Here is a 24,482-nt window from a genome sequence, read left to right on the forward strand (position 1 = left end):
GACTTGGCGGGCAATTGAAGCGGGAGGTTCCGGAGCCAACCTGGCTATCGAGGCCCACGACCAGAATCACTACTTTCAACTTTGCGCACCACTTTCAATGCAGAACAACCGCTTCTTAGGCGTTTCCCGCGATCAGGCGCCTAGCATTGCTACAGTTGTCGATGGACACGCATATCGATGCCCCAGGCGACCAGAGCCCTGGCAAAATCACGCAGAGTACGAGTATCTCGCGAGTTAATTTCAAGTTAGATGCTGAAAGACCCGACAACCCTGCTTAAGGTGTCGACTCATTACTCATATCCTCTTCCAAGTGACCGAGGGTTTACCAGATACGGGTCGCTGATCAAGTGTCCGCAGGCGCACTGAATACCAGCCACGGCGATGCTGGAGTTCGACAGAGATCGCCACTCGCGTACTCGGTGCGAACAGGGGCAAAAGTGGGGGCATGCTTTGGATGGTTTGAAAAGGACGCCCCAGCCTAACGCTCAGCAATCCCTTCTTGGAGAATCAACCGCTGCTCGCCACCGTAGTGTCACGGCATCGACGCAAGCGCCACATTTCCTTTTTTAGAAAATCACCGCACCTCCTGCGCATTGCCCAAGAAACGATCGAGCACATTTTTTGTGATCATCACGGTGTAAATGTCTGCCTGCATCAGCCCATGCACCCATTCACACGTGGCGGCGGTAAAGACCTCGCCGCGACCTTTGTGGAAGTGCACTACCATGCCCGCCCCACGGCTGTGCAACGCGATGCTGCCGTCGCTGAGGTCGGGCGCCAGGATGGACGCACGAAACCGGGCATCGCCGTCGCCGAGCATGAATGAGTAGGCATCCTCGGATCGGCCATGCTCGGCATTGGTCGCCCAACCCATTGCGAGAATTTGCAATCCGCTGGGCGCCCCGTCTGTGCCGAGCGGTTCTGGAAGGCCGTCGACGAACGTGTATTCGAGGCCATCCACTTCATAGCCAAAGATGTTGGCTTCGTCTGCGAACATGTCCGCGTAGCCGAGGCCCGTGCCCATAAATGCCCAGTGCTCAGGCCTGAAGACCGTGTACCCGCGCGGGTTGCGCGGTGCCATCCCGCCAAAGCTACCGTATATCCCGCGCAGAGCATTCACCCCGAACGTCGATGCCCCAGGGTGATTTACCCGCGGATCTTCCCAGGCCCCCGTTTGCCGATGAGGCTCGGTAGCCGCCACAGGATCGAGCGCGCCAGCATCGTACTTGTAGGCCACCTGCCGCCGCCCCTCATCCTCCAGGCGAATCTGCCACATAAAATTGCCGGCGAATCGCGCGACCCTGCCGCCCTCCTCGACAAAGGCGTCGACATGGTCGCGCATTTCCCGCGTCCAGTACTCGTCGTGCCCGGCGAAGACAGCGCAGGCGTAGCCCTTAAGCGCGTGCGGGTCGTGATGCAAATCGTCCTGGGTGAGGAGATGCACCGTATATCCTTGCTGTTCGGCCCAGACCACAAAGGGTCTCTCGTAAGAAGCCCACCCCGCCAGCGCGTAGTACTTGGCGTACCCATTAAGGCCAGCCCATTCGATGAACTCATAGCGCGCTGGCCCTGGCTGGCGGGGCCGGGTCGCGTTGACGCAACGTGGCGCATCGTCCGGCAGCCACACCTGCCCTCGCGCCCAGGGGCGCTGCGCCGACAGCAACGGTGAGCGGCCACGCGGCGTGCCGGGGTGAAGGCCAAAGTAATGATTGGCACCACCCCAGTCGTTATAAGCGGCCCACGTCGATGTGGCCGCGACGAGTACCAAGGCATCGGCACGCTTGCGCAGCGCCTTGACGATGAACAGATGATGCCCGAGGACGCTGCCAGCGCCGTCCCGTACTTCCACTATATAGCCACCCTGCTCGGCATCAGCCGGGATTGACCATTGCATGAAGACTGGCCATTGGCAGCCATGCTCATAGGCACGTTCAGGTATGGGGTGGAATCGAGCATCCAGGCTGTCGGTGGTATGCAGCGTGCGGGCAATGGCTCCATCGCGATAGATCCTGAGCGTCACTTGCGGGCAGTTCGACGACAGATAAAGGCAAACCGATTCACCCGGGCTATAGGCGCGGCGATCCGAATAGCACCAGGCGGCCGCCGGGCCTGACTCTGAAGGCACTTCAACCCAGGTCTCGCGTGCGGCCTGACGTGGCCCTGAAGTCTGGCTGACGGTCACGCTGGCGCCGGGTCGCTCACCTCGTGCAGCGGGGGTTTTGAGGTCTGTGGAATTCATTGAGTCGTATTCCTTTATTCGGCGGATTCGGCGGATCGACCAGCCAAGGTATTTACCCTGGCTCGAGCGCCAGGCGCCTCGATGTGCGCAAGGTCGATGCCCGCCGTTTCGTCGATCAGAAACCCTGCCAGGACGGTGACTACGCCCAACCCGATGACGTAGCTGACGTACAGATAGCCAAGGTCGGCGCCGCTAAGATAGTTGTGCAGATAGGGGGCAGTGCCGCCAAAGATCGCCACTGACACCGACGAGACCAAGCCGACACCCTGTGCCCGCGCCTGGGTGGGTACCTGCTCGGAGAGCACTGCGGGGAAAATCGCCGCGATCAGCGACCAGGCGCCCAGCCCCAGCACCTGGGCCAAGAACAGCGTGTAGGGCTCAGTGGTCACCATTATCGAGATGGGATAGGTCAGAACGATCACGCCCAGGCCCCAGGCGATGACCATGGGGCGGCGGCCTACCCGATCGGACAACATCCCGCAAAGCGGCAACCAGCACACACAGAGGATCTGCGCGAGAAGACTGGCAACATAGGCACCCGTGGCGTCCATGCCCTGGGCAATCGCCGTCGCGGCGCCGAACGTGACCCAAGCGTAGTAAGTGACATTGGCGGCCGCTGCAAGCATGACGATGTTACGCGCGACACGCAGCATCTGCGCCGTGGACAGCTTGCGCGGCGGCCGCGCTTGCCCCTGCTGCGCTACAAACACATGCGATTCCTGCGCGCCGCGACGCAAGAACAGCGCGTAAATACCGAGCACTCCACCCATGGCGAAGCCTATCCTCCAGCCGTAGTCACTCATGGCCTGCGCACCCAGCAACCAGGTGAGTGTTGCCGCCACGGCCGTCGCCGCCATCACCCCTAGCGTCACCCCCACATAGACCGAACTCGACCATAAGCCACGGTGTTTGCTTGGGGCGATCTCGGCGACATAGGTGTAGGAAACCCCTGTCTCGCCACCATGGGCGAGCCCCTGCATAAGCCGGAAAAACAGCAGCGCGACCGAGGCATACAGGCCGATGCTCTGGTAGTCGGGAATAAGCGCGATGCCCAGGCTGCTGATCGCCAGCAGCAGCATGGTGAGCACCATGATGGTCCGACGCCCCAGCCGGTCGCTCAGTCGGCCAAACAACCATCCGCCGATAGGGCGCGCGACAAAGCCAACCGCAAACACAGCCAGGGTCGCGAGCATCGCCGAGCGCGCATCGGTCTTGTCGAACAGATTGCTTGCCAGGTACACCGAGAAGGTTGCGTACAGGGTCCAGTCAAACCATTCGAGCGCATTGCCGATACCTGCCGCGCGCAACGATTTGAGGCGTCCTTGGTGAGACGTCGTATTGTTCATGGGTTAATTCCTGATTGGATGGGATCGAGGCGATTTGGCAAACCTGATCAAAGGTGCAACGCGGGCTTGGGCTGGCGAACGCCCTGGGCAGAAGGGACGCGGACCCGCAGCGCAATCAACAGCGCGGCCAGCAGCATCAGCACGGCCGCTGCGACGAATACGCCTGCGCTGCCACCGAAGCTGAACACTGCACCGCCAGCGGCGGCGCCTGTTGCGATGGCGGATTGCACAGATGCCACCACCATGCCTCCGGCGCTTTCCGCCTGATCAGGTACCGCACTGGCAACCCAGTTCGACCACGCTACCGGCACCCCACCAAAGGCCAAGCCCCAGATCGCCAGGAGTATCGCCTGCCCCGGCAACGATGCCGGCAACAGCACCAACGCCAGTGCTGCAACGCCGACCAGGGCGGGCATCAACACCAGAGTGGCCAGCGGGTGGCGCTCCAGCAGCCTCCCGGCCAACAGCGTGCCGACGAAGTTGGCCACACCGAACCCCAGCAACATCAGTGACAGCCCTTGCGAGCCAATGCCCGTAGTCCCTTCAAGGAATGGCCGAACATAGGTGAACATCGCGAAGTGCCCGCTGTGCACCAGCACGCAACCGAACATCCCCATGGCGATGCCTGGGCGCTGCAGCACCTCTAAAACAGTGCGCAGTCTTGCCGGCCGACGCGGCGCGAGGCGCGGCAGAGTGAACGACTGAAAAGCCAGGGTCACCATGCCTAACGCCGCCGCTGCAAAGAACGCGCTGCGCCAGCCATACAGCCCGCCCAGATAGCTGCCCAGCGGCACTGCAACAACCGTCCCGATGGCAATGCCACTGAAAATGATCGATAGCGCCCGGGGCAATAGCGCACTCGGCACCAACCGCATCGCTACCGCCGCCGCCATGCTCCAGAACCCGCCAAGGGCGATACCCAGCAAGATGCGCATCAACAACAGCACCGCGAAGCTGGAGGAAACGGCGACCAACAGATTGGAAGCGACCATCAACGTGGAAAACCCCAGCAACACCCAACGCCGGTCGATGCCACGGGTCAGGCCAGGCACCAACAAGCCGGCGAACAGCGCTACGACGGCTGTCACCGTTACCGCCTGGCCAGCCAGCGCTTCGGACACCCCCAGGTCAGTCGCCATCAGCGTCAACAAACTGGCCGGAAGGTACTCAGCGGTCAGTAACCCGAACACCCCCATTGCCAACGAAAAGACGGCCATCCACGCGGGGGTCGCAGGCTCAACATCCAAGTCGGCGCCAGGATGGCGCTCAGGGACGGCATTACATACACAGTCGGTCATCGTACGGATCTCCCAATCTTCATTACGAACCGAAGTCTAGGCGCCGTAATCCGGATGATCTATGATTGAAAATCTCTACTTTTTGACTGAAACACCTGAACGATGCCTACTGACCAGTTTGCTCTCTCCTCGGACCTCATCAACGAGCTATTGCGCGGCATGCGCCTGCGTGGCGTCGAATACCGGCGTATTCAGGCAGGCCCCGCCTTCGGTTTGGGCTTCCCGGAAAAACCTGGGCACGCCTGGTTCCACTTCATCGCCGTCGGCAATGCGGTGCTGCGCATGGAGGATGGCACCACCTACGAACTGTCTGCCGGCAACGCCGTGTTCATCTCCCATGGCGCGGCCCATCAACTGCTTTCACATCCGCACGCGCCTGTTCTAGACATCGACCGTCTAGACGGCGCCCCGCTCGGTGACACCGTCAGCGCAGTGGATGCCGGCGCCGATGCCAGCTCCACGCCGAGCACTATTTTGTTCAGTGGTTGTATGGAGTTTGAACTGGGCAGTATCCATGGCCTTGGCAAGCTGATGCCGGGCCTGATGCTGATTGATGCTGGCGGCCAGCGTTACCCCGGCCTGGTACCGATCCTGACAACCATGGAACGCGAGGTCAGCGCCGCACGTGTCGGCTTCGCCGGGATCCTCGCGCGTTTGGCCGACGTGGTGGCTGCCATGGTCGTTCGCGGTTGGGTGGAGTGCGCCTGCGGCAATGCCTCGGGCCTGGTCGCCGCCTTGCGCGATCCACGCTTGGCCGGCGCGCTGCTTGCGCTCCATCAGCAACCGGGCCGCGACTGGACCGTTGCGCAGTTGGCCGAGCACTGCAATACCTCACGCTCGGTCTTCGCGGACCGCTTCCAACTGACGATTGGCATGGCCCCGCTGCGCTATGTCACCGAACTGCGCATGCGGCTGGCGAGCCAGTGGCTGACCCTCGAAAGGCTACCGATTGAAGAGGTAGCGCAGCGTTTGGGCTATACATCGCAGGCCGCTTTCAGTCGTGCATTCAAGCGCATCACGGGCAAAACACCTGGATTGAGTCGTAAGGTGAGGCAGCCCGCTGTTACTTGAAACCGAGTCGATGATCCACGCCTCTGACTCATTTACCGCCCGTTACGTCCAGGAACGTACCGGTCACGAACGATGCCTCGGCGCTCGCCAACCATAGAATCGCACGGGCCACTTCCTCCGGCTGTCCGCCCCGCCCCATGGGGATCGAGTCCTTGACACGATCGACCCGCCCCGGCTCACCGCCACTGGCATGCATGTCGGTATAAATATGCCCGGGGCGAATACAGTTGACGCGTATGCCTTCCCGAGCCACCTCCTTTGCAAAGCCAATGGTGAACGTCTCCAACGCCCCCTTTGACGCCGCATAGTCGACGTACTCATTGGGGCTGCCAAGGCGCGCGGATGCCGATGAGACATTGATCACCACGCCGCCCGGGCCGTTGTGACGGTAAGCCATGCGCTTTACCGCCTGTTGCGCGCAGAGAATTGGCCCAATCGCATTGACCGCAAAGATGCGCTGCATCCGCTCGAAGCCGAGGTCTTCCAGGCGTGATTGAGGCGCCAGCATCCCGGCGTTATTGACCAGGACGTCAATGCGGCCGAATGTGCGATCGATGGCCGCGAACAAATCGGCCACCTGCTGGGGGTCCGCACTGTCTGCCCGCATCGCCAAGGCTTTGCGCCCCAACGCTTCAATATCCGCAACCACCGCCCGCGCTGCGGGCTCGTTGGCAACGTAGCTGATAGCCACGTCATAACCTCTTGCCGCAGCCAGCCGGGCGGTTGCCGCCCCTACTCCCCGACTTCCACCCGTGATTAGAATCAGCGGTACCTGCGAGACGTTGACCATGACATATAGCTCCTGCGCTGTTGGCTGTATCAGCCGATGATGAGGGTGCCGCTGGCGATCACTGCGCATGCCAGTATCCGGCGCGCGGTGAGCGTCTCGCCGAGAAACACATAGCCGATCAACACCGCAAACAGCACGCTGGTTTCGCGCAATGCCGATACCGCGCCCAGGGGCGCTTCGGTCATGGCGTAGATGACCATTCCATACGCAAGCAAAGAGACCAGCCCGCCGACCAAGGCGGTCACTGTTCCGGGCCTCACGCAGAACAAGCTGCGGGTGTCACGCAGGCCGATGTAGACCACTGGCATCAGCACGCCCCACAGGGCGCACATCCACACGGTGTACGCAAGCGGCGCGCCGGAGAGCCTGGCGCCGATGCCGTCGACCACGCTGTAGGCCGCGATAAAGCCGCCCGTACCCAGCGCATAGGGCAAGCTGGGAACCGACAGACTGCGCCCTCTGAAGGCCAACGAAATAATCCCGCCTGACACCAGCGCAATCCCCAGCAATTGGCCGGGCGTGATGCTTTCTCCAGCAAAAACCGCGGCGCCCACGGTAACCAGCACCGGCGACGAACCCCGTGCAATCGGATAGACCTGCCCCAGGTCGCCGACCCGGTAACTGCGCACCAGAAACAGGTTGTAGCCCACATGCAGCAATCCCGAAAGCACCGCGTAGCCCCAGCTCTCAATCGCGGGGGGCACCATGAACACTGCGGCGACGACACAGGTGATGGCAATGGCAATGCACATCACCGTCATGGACCACAAGCGATCGGCACCGCTACGCAGCAGCGCATTCCAGCTGGCATGCAGGAGCGCGGCGAAAAGCACGAGGAAGATGATATGAATAGGCATGCGCCACTCTAGGCAATGCCGCGCCGGGACTAAAGCGAAGTCTCCTCATCGGAGCATGAACGGATGCTCATAATTCACTCGTCCAGCCGTTGGACTTTCAGTGCCTCGCCGACCAACCATTGGCGAAAGCTGGCGATGTGCGGTTGCGATTCAATGCCCTTGGGGCATACGAAGTAGTAAGCCAATGGCGATGGAAGCGGCACATCAAACAACCGCACCAAACGGCCATCGCTGATTTCGTTCTCGACATGCCCGCTGCGCACCAATGCAACGCCCTGGCCGAGCAAGGCCGCCTCGACCGTCATGTTGGTATCGCCAAACCTGACGCTCTCCTTGAGCGGCAAATAGGCCAGCCCGACGGCTTGAAACCATACCTCCCATTTAGGCACCAACTCGGCACCATCGCGCGTCAGCAGCGGGAAATGCAACAGGTCTGCGGGGCTCTGCGGAGTCCCGACGCGCCGCAACAGTTCGGGGCTGGCCACAGGAAACACCTGCTCCCCAAACAGGAACTCAGAATGCAGACCGGGGTAGTTGCCCTTGCCGAGCCTGATCGCAACATCCGCCTGGCCGTGGGAGAAGTGGATTATTTTATCCGTGGTGTCCAGCGAGACCAGCAGCTCGGGGTACTGACGAGAGAGACGCGGCAAGCGTGGCAGCAGCCATTTGAGCGCGAAGGAATAGGTGGTGCTGACGCTGAGTCGAACCCTGTCTTTTTGCTCGCGCAAATCACCCAGAGTCGCCTCCAGACTGATGAAAAACTCCCGCACGATCGGCGCCAGCGCAGCCCCCGCTGCAGTGAGGCGTAACGCCTTGCCACGCTCAAACAACTGCACGCCCCAAAGCGCCTCAAGATGCTTGAGCTGGTGACTGACCGCGCTTTGAGTGACATGTAGCTCCTGTGCGGCTGCGGTAAATGTCGGATGGCGGGTAGCAACTTCAAAAGCGCGTAAGGTGGCGGTGGGCGGTAGGTCTCTCATAAGGCGGAGTTCATTCAGTTATCGGAAAAGCACATACATGAACGTTAGCTCATGCAGCTGCCAAATTCACTGTAAACATCGCCTTCCTAGCGAGGCAGTGGCTCAACTGAAACTGGATGTTCAACGACGCAAAGGATTTTCGGTGTGCTGGATAGGCGAGTAATCACACGCGAAAGCATCGCCTTGCCGGGGCATCTGCTCATGCTATGTCCAAGGTAGCGCTCGGGCTCCCATCGTTATCAGTTCAACACAATGATCTTTGAAACCAACTCTGCGCTGTTCTTGGCCTGCAGCTTTTTCATCAGCCGGGCCCGATGGACTTCGACAGTGCGGTGGGAAATGTTCAACTTGCGGCCGATTTCCTTGCAGGTCAGGCCGTTGACAATGTACGCCGAGATTTCCCGTTCCCGTGGCGTCAAGTTGACCGTCGCGTGGAACACGCGATCCATGCGCTCGAAATGCCAGACCATCAACTGAAACGGATCATTGGGCGTCAGCGTGTAGCCATTGGCCCTGGTCCAGAACACTTCCCCGCTGTGATGCTGCATAAAGCGCTCATCGGAATAGGAGCCGTTCTTGCTGTGCTGTAGCCAGCTCAGACTGCGTTCGCCTATAGCTTTATAGTCGGTTTGAGAGGGATAAAGCTTGAGGATTAGCTCACCGATCAGCTCGTCGCGCTGGAACCCGAACAAGTCGAGAAATGCCACGTTGAGATCAAGCATGCGACGGTTGCCGGTGATCACTTGGGGAGCCGGCGATACTTGAAACGCTAGCCGTTCAAGGTCTTCCAGTTGATCTCTCATTGTGCAGTCCTGCTGCTTTTTATGGATATGAGCCCAGTATCGGCCAGTTCCGCTACTCACCCCTATACGTAGTTGCACGAACTAGCGATCAGACTTTGCTGTGGGCCATTGTAGTGAACGCCCGCCTCGCAAAGGAAAAATAACAATGGCTAAAAATACCGTTTCCATCGTCGCCGCTGGACACAGTCGCTTCGGTCGAGTGACTGATTTGACCCTCGAAGATCTGATCGTGCAAGTTACCCGCGAAGCGCTCACCGATGCGGCCGTCGATGCGTCTGAGATCGACGCAATCTTCCTCGGCCACTTCAATTCGGGCATGGTCCCTGACGGTTTTCCGGCTTCCTTGGTGCTGCAAGCGGACCCTGCGCTTCGCTTCAAACCAGCCACCCGTTGCGAAAACGCCTGCGCGTCAGGCTCAGCCGCCATTCAGGCCGGGATCAACGCGATTCTTTCGGGCTCGGCAGACCTGGTGCTGGTGATTGGCGCAGAAAAAATGACCGCCAACACTACCGCGCAAGTGACCAAGGCCCTTGCCGGTGCGGGTTATCAAAATGACACAGAGGAATCCGGCCTCAGCTTCCCGCAACTGTTTGGCCTGGTGGCGCAGCAATACCTGCAGCGCTACCAGAGTCCGCTAGCGTCGATGGCGAAGATCGCCGTAAAGAACCATGCCAACGCACTGACCAATCCCCTGGCACAGATGCATAAGGCCATGAGTTTTGAGCACTGCAACACCGTGTCCGAGAGTAACCCGTACATCGCCGAGCCACTGCGCCTGACCGATTGCTCATTGATCACCGATGGTGCCGCGGCCATCGTGTTGGCTTCGGCCGAGCGCGCCAAGCAGTTTCGCCGTGAAGTGCTGATTCGCGCGACGTCCCAGGTCAACGACTTCCTCCCCATCTCCCAGCGCGATCTGTTGGCCTTCGAAGGCCCGCAGCGAGCCATTCAGAACGCGTTGCGCAGCGCGCAAGTGACGTTGAGCGACATCAATTTCGCCGAGGTCCACGACTGTTTCACTATCGCCGAATTGCTGATCTACGAAGCCATGGGGCTGGCGCCGAGAGGCGAAGGCCATCGCGCGCTGGATGACGGCATCGTGCAGGCCGACGGGCGACTTCCGGTCAACCTGTCTGGCGGGCTCAAGGCCAAGGGGCATCCAGTGGGCGCCACGGGCGTGTCGATGCACGCCATGGCCTTCCGACAATTGACCGCAGAGGCTGTCGGTATCGCTGTACCCGACGCCGAGTTCGGGTTGCTGTTCAACATGGGCGGAATGGCCGTGGCCAACTACGCCTCGGTGCTTCAGGCGCGGAGAGCCTAGCGATGAACATTGCCAATTGGCTGAACGACGCGGCCCATCGTTGGCCGACGCGGCCTGCGTTATTCGAAGGTGATCGACAAGTGGCCGACTACCAGAACTTCGCCAGAAACGTACGGGTGCGGGCCCTAGCGCTGAGCGATCACCACGGTGTTCAGGCCGGCGACCGTGTCGCCCTCTTCATGAAAAACTGCTGCCAATACCTGGAACTGCTGTACGCCATCTGGTGGATCGGCGCAGTCGCAGTGCCGATCAACTGTAAACTGCATCGCAACGAAGCCGCCTGGATCGCCGACAACGCGCAAGCGCGGCTGATCTTCACCGACGACGGCAGGCTGTTTGATCAGGCCCAGTTGCCTGACGGGTGTAGGGAGTGGGAGGGGTTGGACGATATTCTCGAGTCCTCGCTTGAGTTACTGCCCGCTTACACTCCAGCCCCACGTCATGCCGACGACCTGGCCTGGTTGTTCTACACCTCGGGCACCACCGGGCGCTCGAAAGGCGTGATGTTGTCCCATGGCAACCTGATAGCAATGTCGCTGTGTTACCCGATCGATGTCGACCCCGTGCGCGAAGATGACTCGGTGGTGTACGCCGCACCGATGTCCCACGGCGCCGGGCTGTACAACTTCATTCATGTGCGTTGCGGCGCACGGCATGTGGTGCCGGTGTCTCGCGGGTTCAAAGCAGGCGAGCTATTCGAACTGGCCACTTCGCTTGGCAATGTGACGCTGTTCGCCGCGCCGACCATGGTCAAGCGCATGGTCGAGCAGGCGCGCCAGCAAGGTTATGCCGGTGAAGGCCTGAAAACCATCGTCTATGGTGGTGCGCCGATGTACCTGGCGGACTTGCAGAATGCCGTGGACACCTTTGGCCCTCGACTGGTGCAGATTTACGGCCAGGGTGAAAGCCCGATGACGGTTAGCGCCCTGCCACGGGAACTGATCGCTGATCGCAACCATACGGATTGGGCACGTCTGGCATCGTCAGTGGGACGGGCGCAATCGTGCATCGAGATTCGCATCGTCGGCACTGCGCGCGAACCCCTTGGCGCCGGGCAAGCCGGAGAAATCGCGGTGCGCGGGGCAACGGTGATGCACGGTTACTGGCGCAACGAAGCCTCGACGCGGGAGGTCCTGGTGGATGGTTGGCTGTTCACCGGCGACATCGGCTACCTCGACGCACAGGGTTATCTGACCCTGACCGACCGCTCCAAGGACGTAATCATCACCGGCGGCAGCAACGTGTATCCGCGTGAGGTGGAAGAGGTGCTGGCGTCACATCCGGAGGTATTCGAAGTGTGCGTGGTGGGCGAGCCGGACGCGGATTGGGGCGAGTCGGTGGTGGCATTCGTGGTCGCTCGTGACCAGAGCAGCCTGGATGAAAGTCAGCTCAACCAATGGTTTACCGAGCGCATGGCGTCGTTCAAGAAACCGAAGAAATACCTGTTTCGCACCGAGTTGCCGAAAAACAGTTACGGAAAAATCCTCAAAACCGACCTGCGCCAATGGCTCAAGGAGGCCGCCAGCGTGCCGGTTAACAGTGAACTGCGTGCTTTCCATCAATAAAAACAAGACAGGAATACAACGATGGCTACTCAACAACACAATCCAGCACGGCAGCGGCGCCGCGCGTTTATCGGCGCGACGTCCGGGCACCTCATCGAATGGTATGACTACGGCGTGTATGGTTTTCTGGCGGTGTACATCGGCCAGGCTTTTTTCGTGTCGGATGATCCCGCCACCAGTTTGCTCAGTAGCTTTGCCGCGTTCGCGTTGAGCTTCTTCATTCGGCCGTTGGGCGGCCTGTTTTTTGGCCCGTTGGCCGACAAGATCGGCCGGCGCAAAACGCTGATTGCCGTACTGTTAATGATGGCTGGCTCAACCTGCTTGCTGGGTTTGCTGCCCACTTACGCGTCCATCGGCATCGCGGCCCCTATCCTGCTAGTGCTGATCCGCTGCGTGCAGGGTTTCTCGGCCGGAGGCGAAATCGGCACGATCACCAGCTTCATTTCCGAGTACGCGGGCCCTGGTCGGCGCGGGTTTTCTACCTGCTGGCTGATGGTGACCGCCGTTCTGGGGCTGGTGTTGGGCGGCGCTGTCGCCAACGGCATGACCTGGGTGCTGGGCGCCGAAACGATGCAGGCCGGAGGCTGGCGCATTCCGTTTCTGATCGCGGGCCCCATGGGCCTGATTTCGATGTACATCCGCCTCAAGCTAGAAGACAGCCCGGAATTTCTGGCGCTGCAAAAGGCCGGGGAAACATCGAAGGCGCCCTTGCGTGAAGTCTGGCAGTGGAAGCGGGCAATTACCTTGGTGTTTTTCATCATCACCTTGCACAGTTCGATCTTTTACCTGGTGCTGACGTTCGCCTCGACCTACATGTCGCGCATCCTGAAATTCGACAGCGGCACCACATTGTTTTACGTGTTCATCGCCAGCCTGTCGGCGGCCCTTGTGATGCCGCTGGGTGGTGCGTTCACCGACAAATACGGGCGTAAACCGTTCCTGATAGTCGTCGGGGTGTTGGCGACGCTGGCGATGTATTGGTTCTTTAAATCTGCGCCTAACGCGACGCCTGCGACGTTTTTCCTGCCCTTGATGGCCGTTGCGATCACGTTCGGGCTGTACGCGTCGTCGACCTACGCAACCATGAGCGAACTGTTGCCAACGCGTATCCGCTCGACCGGCATCGCGGTGGCCTACAACGTTCCGGTGGCCGTATTCGGCGGCAGCGCGCCGTTTATTTCAACGTGGTTGATCCAGCAAACCGGCGACATTACCTCACCGTGGTATTTCTACATTGGCACCGGTGTGATGTCGTTGATTGCCCTGACGGCGCTGCGCAAAGAAGATTTTGTAGCAGGCTCGGGGGTGGTGGAGTCACGTTCGAAGGCTTGCGAGGGTGTTCGGGACTTTGTGTAACTAGCGTTACTGTGACGATGTTATTGAAGAGCTTCATGACTGCATAGCCTGCGGAGAATGAAGCTCTGCTTGCACATTGACTTGCATTACCCATACGTTGACTGGCATGGCGGCCCCGCGCCTGGCGCACCGCTACGGCGCACAGCCATCAACACTGCGTCGGCAGCCCAATCACGCTCATTGAAGCCTGGCGCAGCGCTCTCCGATAATCACCACGTCATAAATGCTCATCGCTTTACCTCTCACCCAGCGGTACGTAATTTTTCCTGTAGGCACGCCCCAGGGTAACGATGGTCGCGTGCTGTTTCAGGCAAGCCGCTAGCAGTGCTTAGTGTTTACCGGCACGCTGTCAGTCCAATTGATCCAGCAAAGCCTTTTTGAAAAACAACCTCCCCTCACACTTCAGATTCAGGCGCCCAGCGGCGCAACAGCACGCTCGCGTTAACGCCGCCAAAACCAAACCCATTTGAGAGTGCGTGCGTGATCACCATCTCCCGGGACTTGAGGCTTACCAGGTCAAGCCCAGCAGCAGCCTCATCGGCATGATTCAGGTTGAGCGTGGGAGGCACGATCTGGTCACGAAGGGCCAATACGGTAAAGATCGCCTCGATACCTCCGGCCGCACCCAGAAGATGCCCGGTGGCAGACTTGGTCGAGCTGATTGCCACGCCAGAACCACTCCCGAACACCGAACGAATAGCGGCCAACTCGCCCTTGTCACCGACCTGTGTGGAGGTCGCATGTGCGTTGATGTGCTGAACATCCGCGGGGCTGACAGCAGCCTGACGCAGTGCCTGCTCCATGGCGCGGCGTGCGCCGCTACCGTCCTCGGGACCTGCGGTCAGGTGATAGGCGTCGGCACTGGTGCCATAACCCACCAGTTCAGCCAGTGGCTTGGCGCCACGCGCAAGGGCATGCTCCAGTGACTCGATCACTAACAACCCCGCGCCTTCGGACATCACGAAGCCATCACGATCCCGATCAAAAGGCCGTGAAGCCTGCTGCGGGTGCTCGGAAAAACCGGTGGATAGCGCACGGGCCGCCGCAAAACATCCCAGGGTCACACGGTCGATCGCCGCTTCGGTACCGCCGCAAAGGGCGATATCTGCCTCACCACTTCTGATGATTCTGGCGGCATCGCCAATGGCCTGTACGCCGGCGGCACAAGCCGTTACCGGCGCGCCGAGCGGCCCTTTGAAACCGTGCCGGATGGAAACGTGCCCGGCCGCCATGTTGGCGAGAAAAGACGGTGCAGTGAATGGCGACAATCTGCGCGGGCCACGTGTGTCGGTGGTCCGCACAGCATCGGCAATCACACCAAACCCGCCCACGCCAGATGCAATAATCGTCGCGGTCCTTTGCTGGTCTGCGCTTTCAGTCGGGTGCCAGTCTGCCTGCTCAAGCGCCTCATGCGCCGCCACGAGGGCAAACTCAATGAAGCGATCCATCTTCTTGCGGTCCTTGGCCGAAATGATGCGCTCCGGGTCATAGCCCGCGATGGCGTCTTCCGCCAGTGACGGCACCTGACCGCCGACGGCAACACCCGTCCCCTCGGTCACCTCGTCTGGTAACTGGCGGATACCCGAGCGCCCTGCCAACAAGCGCTTCCAGACCTCCTCAACGCCGCACCCCAGCGGCCCTACAATGCCGACGCCCGTGACTACGATTCGTTTTTGACCGTTGAGCTTATTCATTGAACCCTCTTCATTTATCAGTCGAAAGTGCTTGGGTGGGTTTCGCTGCATGAGTGCTGCTCGCAGGCTCTGGACGGATCTTGAACCAGATGGAGTACATCGCGGGTAGGAATACCAACGTCACAATGGTTCCGACAAACGTGCCGCCGATCAAGGTGTAGGCCAGCGTTCCCCAGAAGACCGAATGGGTCAGCGGGATGAACGCCAGGATTGCCGCCATCGCCGTCAGCAAGACCGGTCGGGCCCGCTGTACCGTGGCTTCGACCACTGCGTGAAAAGGGTCCAGCCCTTCTTGTTCGTTGTGATGGATTTGCCCAATCAGAATCAGCGTATTGCGCATCAGGATGCCCGAGAGCGCGATCAGCCCGACCAGCGCGTTGATACCAAAGGGTTGCTGAAACAGTAACAAGGTCGGCACTACACCAATCAACCCCAGCGGCGAGGTGAGGAACACCATGATCATCGCGGAGATTGAGCGAACCTGCAGGATGATGACCAGCAGCGTCATGGCAATCATGATCGGGAACAGCGGCAACATCGCCGTACCGGCCTTGCCAGACTCCTCGATTGCACCCGCTTGCTCAATCCGATAGCCATCCGGCAGTTTGTCGATGATCGGCTGCAGCGCCTTCACAATCACACTCGAAACATCCGGCGGTTGCAGATCCTCGGCAATGTCGCCTCGTACAGTGATGGTCGGTGTACGGTCACGACGGCGAAGGATCGGATCCTCCATGCGTACATCGACCTCCCCTACCTGAGATAACGGAATCCGCTGACCCGCCGTGCCGACCAGGGTAAAGCCTTCGATCCTGGCGGGATCAAGGCGGATATCGCCTGCCGCGCGCCCGACCACCTGCACCGAGCGAATGTCCTCGCGAACCGCCGTGATCGGTACGCCCGCCAGCAGAAACTGCAGTTGCTGCGCGACTGCGTTTGACGTCAACCCCACGGCCTGCAAGCGGTCCTGATCCAGCGTGAAATGCAACGTCGGCGTCAGCGGGCCCCAGTCGGTGTTGACGGTTCTCATCATCGGACTGGCCTGCAACACGTCCTGAACCTGGCTGGCGATTTCGCGAAGTTTTACCGGGTCAGGTCCCATCACCCGATAGGCGACCGGGAATGGCGAGTACGGACCAAACACCAGTTGCGTGACCCTAACCCGCGCTTGCGGGGCAAGGCCTTCGGCAACCGCCTCGCGGAGCCGGAACTTGAGGGCTTCACGGGACTCCTGGCTGTCCGTCAGCACCACGATTTTGGCGAATGACGGATCCGGCAGTTCCGGTGCCATCGCCAGATAGAAACGCGGTGCACCTTGCCCGATGTAGGCCGTGACGATTTTTGCCTCATCCTGCTGTTGCAGCCAGGCTTCTATCTTGGCGGTGGTGGCGCTGGTCTGCTCAATGGACGTTCCATAGGGCATTTGCACTTCAATCAGCACCTCAGGCCGGTCCGAGGTCGGGAAGAACTGCTTCTTGACCAGGCCCATGCCGAGGATCGACACCACAAACAAAGCGATAACGGTACCTGCCACCAGCCATTTGCGCGCAATGACCTGCTTCAGCACCCGGCGGAAGCGGTTGTAATGACGGGTGTTATAGATCGCGGCATGGCCGCCCTCGACCTTCTTGACTTCCGGCAACATCTTCACGCCAAGATACGGGGTGAAGACCACGGCCACCACCCAGGAGGCGATGAGCGCGATGCCGACAATCCAGAACATGTTGCTGGTGTACTCGCCGGCTGTCGACTGCGCGAAGCCATTGGGCATAAAGCCGATCGCCGTTACCAAGGTACCAGACAGCATCGGCGCTGCCGTATGACTCCAGGCGTACGCGGACGCCTTGATGCGGTCGTAGCCCTCTTCCATTTTCACCACCATCATTTCGATAGCAATGATGGCGTCGTCCACCAGCAGGCCGAGCGCCAGAATCAATGAGCCGAGGGTAATCCGGTCAAAGTTCTTCCCCGTAGCCTCCATCACCACAAACACTACGGCCAATGTCAACGGCACCGCTGCCGCCACGACAACGCCGACACGCCAGCCCATGCTGAGAAAGCACACCAGCATCACCACGAGCAGTGCGACGAAGAACTTGACCATGAACTCGCCGACGGCCGAATCGATATTCACCGCTTGATCGGTGACTTTGGTAAGCGCCATGCCCAGCGGCATGCCCTGATTGATCTTGATCGTCTCCGCGTCCAGCGCCTTGCCGAGGTCCAGGCCGTTCCAGCCCTCGCGCATCACGATCCCCAACAACAATGCATCTTCACCGTTGTTACGTACGAGAAAGGTTTTGGGATCTTCATAACCACGTTCAATCGTCGCGACGTCAGAGAGTTTGAGCGTGCGTCCCTGGAGCGTAATAGGCGTATCCCGAATCTTCTGCAGCTTGTCGAAGGCGCCATCCAGGCGGAGGAAGACCTGGGGGCCCTCGGTCTCGATCGAGCCGGCGGGCGTGAGCACATTTTGATTGTTCAGCGCGGCAAAGATGTCCTGAGGCAATACGCCCAGGGTGGCCAGCCGATCATGGGAAAACGAGACAAAGATACGTTCGGGCTGCTCCCCGATAATATTGACCTTCTTCACACCCGGCACATGCAACAGGCGCTGGCGCAACGATTCGGCATCACGTACCAACAGGCGCTGTGGCTCACCTTTGGCTTTCAAGGCAAACAGGGCGAATGTCACGTCCGAGAATTCGTCGTTGACCATCGGCCCGATCACACCGGCCGGCAGCTTGATCGCCTCATCATCGAGCTTTTTACGCGCCTGATAGAACTCCTCCTGCACCTGCGACGGCGGCGTGCTATCGAGCAATGACAGCATCGTGAACGCCAGGCCTGGACGGGTATAGGTTTCCGAGCGGTCGTACCACTTCAGTTCCTGCAGGCGCTTTTCAAGCGGCTCTGCGACCTGATCCTGCATCTCCTGGGCAGTCGCCCCCGGCCACGCGGTGATCACCGTCAACTGCTTGACCGTAAAGGGAGGATCCTCCGCGCGTCCCAACTGGAAGAACGACAGGATGCCCGCAACGGCAATCAGGAAGATCAAAAATACCGTGATCGAGCGCTCGCGTACGGCGAGCGCCGAAAGGTTGAAGCGACCCTCGCTCATGGATGAGTCCCCGCAACGTTGACGTCACCCTGTTGAGCCAGCCGCACCTCTTCGCCTTCGCGCAGCAGGTGTGCGCCCAAGGCTACGACAGGCTCGCCTTCCTTGAGGTCGCCTGCGACGCGTGCTGCGTCGTCGCTTAAACCCAGGACCTGTACAGGCCGCCAGCTCACTTTCGCCGGTGTACCGGCGATGACCCACACCCCCGTCCCCGTGCCTGGGTCATAAACCGCCGCGATGGGTACTTGCAGCACCGGCCCCTGCGCCGCGCCGTCGGCAATCCTGAGCGTGACGGTCGAACCAAGCGGTGCATTCGCCAGTGCGCCCTCCAGCACATACCGCGCCTCGAAGGTACGAGTCATACGGTCCGCCGAGTCCGACAACAGCCTGAGCTTTGCGGTCACCGCACCGGTGGTGTTGCCATAAAGTGTCGCTTGCGCGTAAGACCCGGCTGCCGGGCGTACGGTCTCCGGCAGGTGCACGACCGCTTCGCGCTGCCCTGCCCTCGCGAGCCGAACCACCGGCTGCCCCGGACTGACGACTTGCCCAGGCTCAGCGAGCGTCTCCACCACGACGCCGTCGGTATCGGCCACCAGCACCGCATAGCCAGAAGCATTGCGCGCCACGTCAGCCTGTGCCTGCGCGGCGCCCAGTTGCGCCCTCGCGGTATCCGCCGCCGCTTTGATCTGGTCATAGGCCGATGCAGAGACCGCGCCTGCAGCCACCAGTTCACGGTAGCGCGCTTCGTCATCCGCAGTCTGCTTGGCTCGGGCCCGAGCGGCTGTGACCGACTCTTGCTGTGCCCGCGCCTGTAAACCCAAGTCAATCGGGTCGAGGCGCATGAGCGGCTGGCCGCGCTTGACGGTCTGGCCGGTGTCAACCAGACGCTCAAGGATCTTGCCCGCCACCCGAAAGCCCAAATCGCCCTGAGTACGGGCAGCGACCACTCCGGTGAAAGAGCGTGAGATATGGGAGGAACCCTGAACCGCTGCGGACCTCACCAAAGGGGCTTGCGTGCGTGGATCTTGAGCGGTGGATGAGTCGCCACATGCCGTCAGGACAAGAGGCAACAAGCAAACGGCAATAGGGACAGGTCGAAGCCGGCGCATAGATTCCCTTGATTCAATAATAGGATGGAAATCATATTTTTAGACTCGTGACCATCTTTGTCAATGGTCACAATCTTGATTTGTCACCTTGGAACCAGGAGCAATGCTTTTTACGAGCCACCTTGAACGTAGGCCAGCGGTGTCAATTGACAGGAAGTGACCATGTTGTAATATGGTCACGAACAACATTCGATTCAAGGAATCTCAATGCCCTCCCTTCACCCTCTCGCTCTTTTGGTGAGCGCCAGCCTGATAGCAGGTTGCGCGGTCGGTCCGGACTATCAGCGTCCTGACGCGCCGCTTTCCAGTGGATATATGGGCCAGGCCGCTGTTGAACAGCGACCTGGTGCGCCGCAGGCGAGTCTTGTCGCGTGGTGGGAAGGCTTTGGTGATCCACAGCTGGCCGACTTCGTTTCTACAGCCCTTGCACAGAACCTGGACCTGGCACAAGCGGCGGCACGAGTCACACAAGCGCGCGCAGGACTGGGCGCCGCCAATGCCGCTTTACTGCCCTCGGGAAACATCAGTGGTCAGGCTGCGCGTTCCTATCAGTCAATCGAGACGCCCCTGGGCCAAGTGCTGAATTCAACCCCTGGCTTTGATCGATACGGAAGTTCCTACGAGCTCAACCTTGATGCGAGTTGGGAGGCGGATGTGTTTGGCGGCCTGCGCCGCGGACGCGAGGCCGCACTGGCGGAGTACCAGGCCAGCGAGGCTGGCGTTGCCGCCACACGTCTGGCCATCGTTGCGCAGACGGCTGATATCTACATCACGGTCCGTGGATTGCAGGCCCGGCTGGACATCGCAAACCGACAAGTCAAAACCCAGGAGCAACTGTTGGAAAAAGTCCAACTGCTCTACGGCAAAGGGCTCGCCGCCAGCTATGAGGTTCGCCAAACAGAGGGCGCGCTGTCGCAGGTCCAGGCGATAGTACCGGCCCTGCAAATCGGCCTGGATGCCGCGATGAACGCGCTCGATGTGATCCTCGGCACACCTCCAGGCACGCATCGACCGCAATTGGCGAGTCAGGGCACGATTCCTCTGGCGCCACAATTGAAGGACACAGGAACACCCGCCGATTTGCTGCGCCGCCGGCCAGATCTGATTGTGGCTGAGCGCCGCCTCGCGGCCTCCAGCGCACGCATTGGTGAAGCCAGCGCTGAGTACTACCCGAAGTTTTCACTTGGCGCATTGCTCGGCAGTGCCACGGCGGTATCCGGCGGCAACCTGTTTACCGGCGGTGCCAGCCAGTCGGCAGGCGTCTTGGGCCTGCGCTGGAGGCTCTTCGACTTCGGTCGCATAAACGCACAGATTGACCAGGCAAGGGGGCAGGAAGCCGAAGCCCTGGCTGCTTACCGCCAGTCTGTCCTGCGCGCCACGGAGGATGTTGAAAACGCCTTCTCTGCCCTGGTGAACCGGGAACTTCAAGCCACCACCCTCACCACTGGCGAGGACGCTCTGACACAGGCCCGTCAATCATCGTTCACAGCCTATGAAAAGGGCACAGCCAGCCTGATCGATGTTCTGCACGCCGACGAGACCCTGCTGCGGTCTTCCGATGCTCGCGCGCAAGCTCGAACAGAATCGGCACGGGCGGCGGTCGCCGCATTCAGAGCGCTCGGCGGTGGCTGGAAAGCGCCTGAACCCAAGCCTGTGGCGACCCGATGAGCCACGCAGGAGCGACTGGCGGCCCTTGGGCGGCCAGGCCAGCGAGTTGCCGAACCACACAACAGTAATCCGTCGGAGAACATTACTATGCAGTCGAGCGATAATTCATGGGTACTCATTACCGGTGCATCAAGCGGTTTCGGCAGAGAGTTTGCGCAACAATATGCTGCCGAAGGAAGATCACTGATCCTGGTCGCGCGCAGGCTGAATGAACTTGAAATGCTCGCTGAAGAGTTGCGCGCACGTTACGCCGTCGATGTGTTGGTGCAACAGGCGGACCTGTCATCCATTGATGTGATTATCGATCTGCATCGGGATCTGCATGACCGCAATATTGTCGTCGACATACTGATCAACAACGCCGGCTATGGCCTACAGGGCGCATTCCTGGACGCCCCCCTGGAAAGCTCCCTGGCTATGATCGACTTGGATATCGCCAGTCTGACCGCCATGACCCGCCTCTTTGCCGGGGATATGCGAGCACGGCGAAAAGGACATATTTTGATGGTTGCCAGCTTGTTGTCCTATCAGGGCGTCAAGAATTTTGCCGTTTACTCTGCAGCCAAGGCGTATGTGCTTAGATTTTCCGATGCGCTGCATCGCGAACTCAAACGTGACGGCGTCGTCGTCACTGCGCTGTGTCCAGGCATGTCTGACACAGGCTTTGCATCAAACGCCAAGCAAAAGATCACACCCCTCTTGCGTAGGGTGATGATGCAACCCCAGCCCGTGGTACAAGCAGGAATCCGCGCACTGCAAGCGGGACGAATGAGCGTTGTGCCGGGTTTCGGCAACAAGGCCATTAGCGTCCTGACCTGGGCCACGCCTCGTCGGTTTCATCAGGGGCTTATGGAGCACGTGATGGGCGTCTGAGCGCGAGTAAAAAAATGGCCTTTACCAACGGGAAGCGTTGGGAATGTTGTAAACGGCCGGAAGTAATGCGCGACTTCCGGCCGATGTGTGGAACCGCAGCCAATCAGAACCGATAACTGAGCGATGCTCCAAGACCGCTTGCGCTGTTCTTGTATTTGGAGCTGTAGGCACCTCTGGTCGCGGAGACGTGGTTGATCTGAACACTCTCTTCCCACAGATAAGAGTAAGCGACATCGATCGTGACATTGTCTACCGGGGTCCAGCCTGCGCCGACGCTGAACACCTTCCGGTCGCCCGTAGGAATGCGTGGCCCTCGATCGGTGTTATTAGTCGGCGACTGATCGACCGAGAAGCCAGAACGAAGCACCCACTGATCGTTTAGCTTGTACGCCGCACCGATCGCGTGAGCCCACGTATCATGCCAGTTCTGTTCTTCAGTGACGGAACCTAGCTGAGCATTCAACAAAGGAGGCAACCCTTTGGTCTCGCTGGTCAATTCCTTGAAGCGACTCCACCGCGTCCAGGTACTCCCAGCGTATAGGGTCCAGTCATCATCCAGTTGATGAGTCAACGACATGTCCACCGACTCTGGAGTATCCACTTCCAACGAAGCGTCATAGCTGCGACCACTCACCCCCAGCACGCTAAAGAGACCGTCAGTGACCTTGGTCTTGGCATCCAGGCGGTAGCTGACCTTGGAATGGTAAGTCATCCCCAGGCGGGTTCGGTCTGTAGCCTGCACCAAAATACCGACGTTGAAACCCAGAGCCGTGTCATCGCCGGTACTTTTAAGTTTGCCGTCATTGCGCCCGGGGCTCAGTGGATTTGGCACCATCCCGGACAGTTCACCACTGATGCGGTTAATGGTAGGACCAACCCCGATCGATACTTTTTCGTTAAACGCATAGCTGACGGTGGGCTGAAACGTAAGGGTCGTGACTTCACTTTTGTTGGCATAGTACCGGCCAGCAAAACCGCTGCCGTAATCGGTCATCAGACCAAACGGCACGTAGAACCCCACACCGAATGCCCAATGCTCATCAATAGGCTTGACGTAGTACCCCATCGGTACCGTGGTCACTGGCACCATGTCGCCGTCTTCCTGACCGCCGAATGTACTGCGCGTATGGCTTATATCCGACTTCGCGAAAAGTGTCGCGCCGCCCACGCTGACCTGCTCGCCCTTCAAGCGAGCCATACCAGCCGGATTACCGAAGACCGTGCTCGCATCTTCAGCCGCAGAAGAACGACCGGCAAACCCGGAGCCCATCCCGCTGATGCTTTGTTCGTTGAGCGCAAAACCACTCGCCAGCACATTAGAGGAAGCAAGCACGACAGCCAGTCCAAGTGGACGCTTGAGCAATTTTCTTTTCATTATTGGAACTCTTCGTGATCACCGGAAAGAGCCGGTTAGCCGTAGTTTTGTTGGGGGGTCCAGTTCGTTTGCATCACGTAAAAAGGCCACTGTCTGGCGCGCCCAAAGGACCGGGCGACCGCCACGCAAGTAACAGGGCGGCGCTGAATCATGGCAATGCCTGCGAAGCTGAGGCGTCATGTTTAGTCATGTGACCATTTATGTCAATAGTCACTAGCCAGACAAAAGCCTATACGCCGCTGCTCGATGCAATGGCTGAAACTGAAAAGGTATTTTTTCGACGCTCACATGAAAGCTGCGCAGAATGCGCAGCCTGGAATTACGGCATGAGGCTGCGCAATATCAGGTTTGAGGTGAGCGTGGGTGCTGTCTCAACGAAATCAAGATTGTATTGCAGCAGCAAAGGGTTGACGAAAGGCCGCAAAGCAAAATGGATGGAATCTACCGTCTCGTCCAATGGAGTCTTGCGTTCAAATTCGCCGCTCTCGCGCCCATCACGCACGATCTGCAATACGAAGCGTTTGATCTGTGCGTCGTAGACCTGTGAACTGGGCCAGCTCTCCGACGCCGAAAACGCGGCGATATCATAGAGTTTTCGGTCATTGAAGAACAGGTCGACACCTGTGGAGATCAGGGTTCTGACCAGACGCCGAAACCGCTCGGTGGACGAAATGTTCTCGACATCAATGGCCTTTTCAACGGCAGCAACAATTTCCGCCAAGCAATTGGCGCATATGGCTTCACCGATCGCCTGTTTGGAATCAAAGAATTTGTAGATGTAAGCCTTGGAAAATCCGATGGCTTTGGCCAGATCAGAAACCGTAGTTTTGCTGTAACCGTACTGGCTGAAATGTTCGTTGGCCGCCGCGACGATCTGATCTCGAATGTCATGATCGGCTGGGCCCCGAACGCCGGGCGAGGAAATAGATGGCTGGTTCATGTCCGTAGCTTACGGATCCAGGTCGCAGTTGACAACTTGTGACCGATTTTCAACATGGTTACAAGGCATTTTCACC

The 24,482-nt window shown here is 59.6% G+C and carries 18 protein-coding genes; 6 read left to right on the forward strand and 12 right to left on the reverse strand.

Features of this window, described 5'->3' with window-relative positions; all coding sequences use genetic code 11:
• Positions 1–574: 574 nt before the first annotated feature.
• The 3 genes from HKK57_RS23520 to HKK57_RS23530 are packed head-to-tail and all read right to left on the reverse strand — an operon-like array spanning position 575 to position 4,883.
• Positions 575–2,239 carry a N,N-dimethylformamidase beta subunit family domain-containing protein gene (locus tag HKK57_RS23520; RefSeq protein WP_169390878.1) on the reverse strand — a complete coding sequence of 555 codons (1,665 nt, stop codon included), beginning with the start codon at positions 2,237–2,239 and terminating at the stop codon, positions 575–577.
• A 14-nt stretch (positions 2,240–2,253) separates the two neighbouring features.
• Positions 2,254–3,585, reverse strand: coding sequence for an MFS transporter (locus HKK57_RS23525; protein WP_169390879.1), 1,332 nt, complete (start codon positions 3,583–3,585; stop codon positions 2,254–2,256).
• 47 nt (positions 3,586–3,632) lie between these two features.
• Positions 3,633–4,883 carry an MFS transporter gene (locus tag HKK57_RS23530; RefSeq protein ID WP_154905875.1) on the reverse strand — a complete coding sequence of 417 codons (1,251 nt, stop codon included), beginning with the start codon at positions 4,881–4,883 and terminating at the stop codon, positions 3,633–3,635.
• A 102-nt stretch (positions 4,884–4,985) separates the two neighbouring features.
• On the opposite strand from HKK57_RS23530, the gene HKK57_RS23535 reads away from it, so the two are divergent.
• A complete protein-coding gene (locus HKK57_RS23535) occupies positions 4,986–5,954 on the forward strand; it encodes an AraC family transcriptional regulator (protein ID WP_169390880.1) in 969 nt (322 codons plus the stop codon).
• 28 nt (positions 5,955–5,982) lie between these two features.
• Here the strand turns inward: HKK57_RS23535 and HKK57_RS23540 are convergent, their stop codons facing one another.
• From HKK57_RS23540 to HKK57_RS23555, 4 genes are all read right to left on the reverse strand, one after another.
• Entirely contained in the window at positions 5,983–6,744 is a 762-nt protein-coding gene (locus HKK57_RS23540) for an SDR family oxidoreductase (protein WP_169390881.1), read from the reverse strand.
• Between the two features lie 29 nt (positions 6,745–6,773).
• Positions 6,774–7,601: a DMT family transporter gene (locus HKK57_RS23545; protein WP_169390882.1), complete on the reverse strand. Its 828-nt coding sequence runs from the start codon at positions 7,599–7,601 to the stop codon at positions 6,774–6,776.
• 74 nt (positions 7,602–7,675) lie between these two features.
• Complete coding sequence (gene gcvA / locus HKK57_RS23550; protein WP_169390883.1) at positions 7,676–8,581, reverse strand: transcriptional regulator GcvA; 906 nt, start codon at positions 8,579–8,581, stop codon at positions 7,676–7,678.
• A 239-nt stretch (positions 8,582–8,820) separates the two neighbouring features.
• Positions 8,821–9,384: a LuxR C-terminal-related transcriptional regulator gene (locus tag HKK57_RS23555; RefSeq protein ID WP_029290675.1), complete on the reverse strand. Its 564-nt coding sequence runs from the start codon at positions 9,382–9,384 to the stop codon at positions 8,821–8,823.
• Positions 9,385–9,529: 145 nt separating this feature from the next.
• Between HKK57_RS23555 and HKK57_RS23560 the strand changes: the two genes are divergently transcribed.
• The 3 genes from HKK57_RS23560 to HKK57_RS23570 are packed head-to-tail and all read left to right on the forward strand — an operon-like array spanning position 9,530 to position 13,629.
• Positions 9,530–10,708 (forward strand): acetyl-CoA acetyltransferase, encoded by a 1,179-nt coding sequence (locus HKK57_RS23560; protein WP_169390884.1) that lies wholly within the window; start codon positions 9,530–9,532, stop codon positions 10,706–10,708.
• A gap of 2 nt (positions 10,709–10,710) precedes the next feature.
• Positions 10,711–12,273, forward strand: coding sequence for a class I adenylate-forming enzyme family protein (locus tag HKK57_RS23565; protein ID WP_169390885.1), 1,563 nt, complete (start codon positions 10,711–10,713; stop codon positions 12,271–12,273).
• 21 nt (positions 12,274–12,294) lie between these two features.
• Positions 12,295–13,629 (forward strand): MFS transporter, encoded by a 1,335-nt coding sequence (locus HKK57_RS23570; protein ID WP_029290669.1) that lies wholly within the window; start codon positions 12,295–12,297, stop codon positions 13,627–13,629.
• Between the two features lie 395 nt (positions 13,630–14,024).
• Here the strand turns inward: HKK57_RS23570 and fabF are convergent, their stop codons facing one another.
• From fabF to HKK57_RS23585, 3 genes are read right to left on the reverse strand one after another with little or no spacing between them, the layout of a single operon-like run.
• On the reverse strand, positions 14,025–15,323 hold the full coding sequence (gene fabF, locus HKK57_RS23575; protein ID WP_169390886.1) for a beta-ketoacyl-ACP synthase II: 1,299 nt from the start codon (positions 15,321–15,323) through the stop codon (positions 14,025–14,027).
• Between the two features lie 10 nt (positions 15,324–15,333).
• Complete coding sequence (locus tag HKK57_RS23580) at positions 15,334–18,444, reverse strand: efflux RND transporter permease subunit (protein WP_169390887.1); 3,111 nt, start codon at positions 18,442–18,444, stop codon at positions 15,334–15,336.
• Entirely contained in the window at positions 18,441–19,550 is a 1,110-nt protein-coding gene (locus tag HKK57_RS23585) for an efflux RND transporter periplasmic adaptor subunit (protein WP_169390888.1), read from the reverse strand. Before HKK57_RS23585 ends, HKK57_RS23580 begins: the two co-directional genes overlap by 4 nt.
• A 207-nt stretch (positions 19,551–19,757) precedes the next feature.
• On the opposite strand from HKK57_RS23585, the gene HKK57_RS23590 reads away from it, so the two are divergent.
• Both HKK57_RS23590 and HKK57_RS23595 read left to right on the forward strand, forming a co-directional pair.
• Positions 19,758–21,218, forward strand: coding sequence for an efflux transporter outer membrane subunit (locus HKK57_RS23590; RefSeq protein WP_029290663.1), 1,461 nt, complete (start codon positions 19,758–19,760; stop codon positions 21,216–21,218).
• Between the two features lie 87 nt (positions 21,219–21,305).
• A complete protein-coding gene (locus HKK57_RS23595) occupies positions 21,306–22,091 on the forward strand; it encodes an SDR family NAD(P)-dependent oxidoreductase (protein WP_029290662.1) in 786 nt (261 codons plus the stop codon).
• Positions 22,092–22,194: 103 nt separating this feature from the next.
• Here the strand turns inward: HKK57_RS23595 and HKK57_RS23600 are convergent, their stop codons facing one another.
• Positions 22,195–23,466, reverse strand: coding sequence for an OmpP1/FadL family transporter (locus tag HKK57_RS23600; RefSeq protein ID WP_169390889.1), 1,272 nt, complete (start codon positions 23,464–23,466; stop codon positions 22,195–22,197).
• 319 nt (positions 23,467–23,785) lie between these two features.
• A complete protein-coding gene (locus HKK57_RS23605; protein WP_029290660.1) occupies positions 23,786–24,406 on the reverse strand; it encodes a TetR/AcrR family transcriptional regulator in 621 nt (206 codons plus the stop codon).
• Positions 24,407–24,482 lie beyond the last annotated feature (76 nt).

Origin of the sequence: Pseudomonas sp. ADAK21 (genome assembly GCF_012935735.1) — a bacterium.
Classification (GTDB): Bacteria; Pseudomonadota; Gammaproteobacteria; order Pseudomonadales; family Pseudomonadaceae; genus Aquipseudomonas; species Aquipseudomonas proteolytica.

Bases quoted from the DNA above. Each gene is read 5' to 3' on its own strand.
- HKK57_RS23520 (WP_169390878.1), bottom strand. From the start codon at position 2,239: ATGAATTCCACAGACCTCAAAACCCCCGCTGCACGAGGTGAGCGACCC.
- HKK57_RS23525 (WP_169390879.1), bottom strand. From the start codon at position 3,585: ATGAACAATACGACGTCTCACCAAGGACGCCTCAAATCGTTGCGCGCG.
- HKK57_RS23530 (WP_154905875.1), bottom strand. From the start codon at position 4,883: ATGACCGACTGTGTATGTAATGCCGTCCCTGAGCGCCATCCTGGCGCC.
- HKK57_RS23535 (WP_169390880.1), top strand. From the start codon at position 4,986: ATGCCTACTGACCAGTTTGCTCTCTCCTCGGACCTCATCAACGAGCTA.
- HKK57_RS23540 (WP_169390881.1), bottom strand. From the start codon at position 6,744: ATGGTCAACGTCTCGCAGGTACCGCTGATTCTAATCACGGGTGGAAGT.
- HKK57_RS23545 (WP_169390882.1), bottom strand. From the start codon at position 7,601: ATGCCTATTCATATCATCTTCCTCGTGCTTTTCGCCGCGCTCCTGCAT.
- gcvA (WP_169390883.1), bottom strand. From the start codon at position 8,581: ATGAGAGACCTACCGCCCACCGCCACCTTACGCGCTTTTGAAGTTGCT.
- HKK57_RS23555 (WP_029290675.1), bottom strand. From the start codon at position 9,384: ATGAGAGATCAACTGGAAGACCTTGAACGGCTAGCGTTTCAAGTATCG.
- HKK57_RS23560 (WP_169390884.1), top strand. From the start codon at position 9,530: ATGGCTAAAAATACCGTTTCCATCGTCGCCGCTGGACACAGTCGCTTC.
- HKK57_RS23565 (WP_169390885.1), top strand. From the start codon at position 10,711: ATGAACATTGCCAATTGGCTGAACGACGCGGCCCATCGTTGGCCGACG.
- HKK57_RS23570 (WP_029290669.1), top strand. From the start codon at position 12,295: ATGGCTACTCAACAACACAATCCAGCACGGCAGCGGCGCCGCGCGTTT.
- fabF (WP_169390886.1), bottom strand. From the start codon at position 15,323: ATGAATAAGCTCAACGGTCAAAAACGAATCGTAGTCACGGGCGTCGGC.
- HKK57_RS23580 (WP_169390887.1), bottom strand. From the start codon at position 18,444: ATGAGCGAGGGTCGCTTCAACCTTTCGGCGCTCGCCGTACGCGAGCGC.
- HKK57_RS23585 (WP_169390888.1), bottom strand. From the start codon at position 19,550: ATGCGCCGGCTTCGACCTGTCCCTATTGCCGTTTGCTTGTTGCCTCTT.
- HKK57_RS23590 (WP_029290663.1), top strand. From the start codon at position 19,758: ATGCCCTCCCTTCACCCTCTCGCTCTTTTGGTGAGCGCCAGCCTGATA.
- HKK57_RS23595 (WP_029290662.1), top strand. From the start codon at position 21,306: ATGCAGTCGAGCGATAATTCATGGGTACTCATTACCGGTGCATCAAGC.
- HKK57_RS23600 (WP_169390889.1), bottom strand. From the start codon at position 23,466: ATGAAAAGAAAATTGCTCAAGCGTCCACTTGGACTGGCTGTCGTGCTT.
- HKK57_RS23605 (WP_029290660.1), bottom strand. From the start codon at position 24,406: ATGAACCAGCCATCTATTTCCTCGCCCGGCGTTCGGGGCCCAGCCGAT.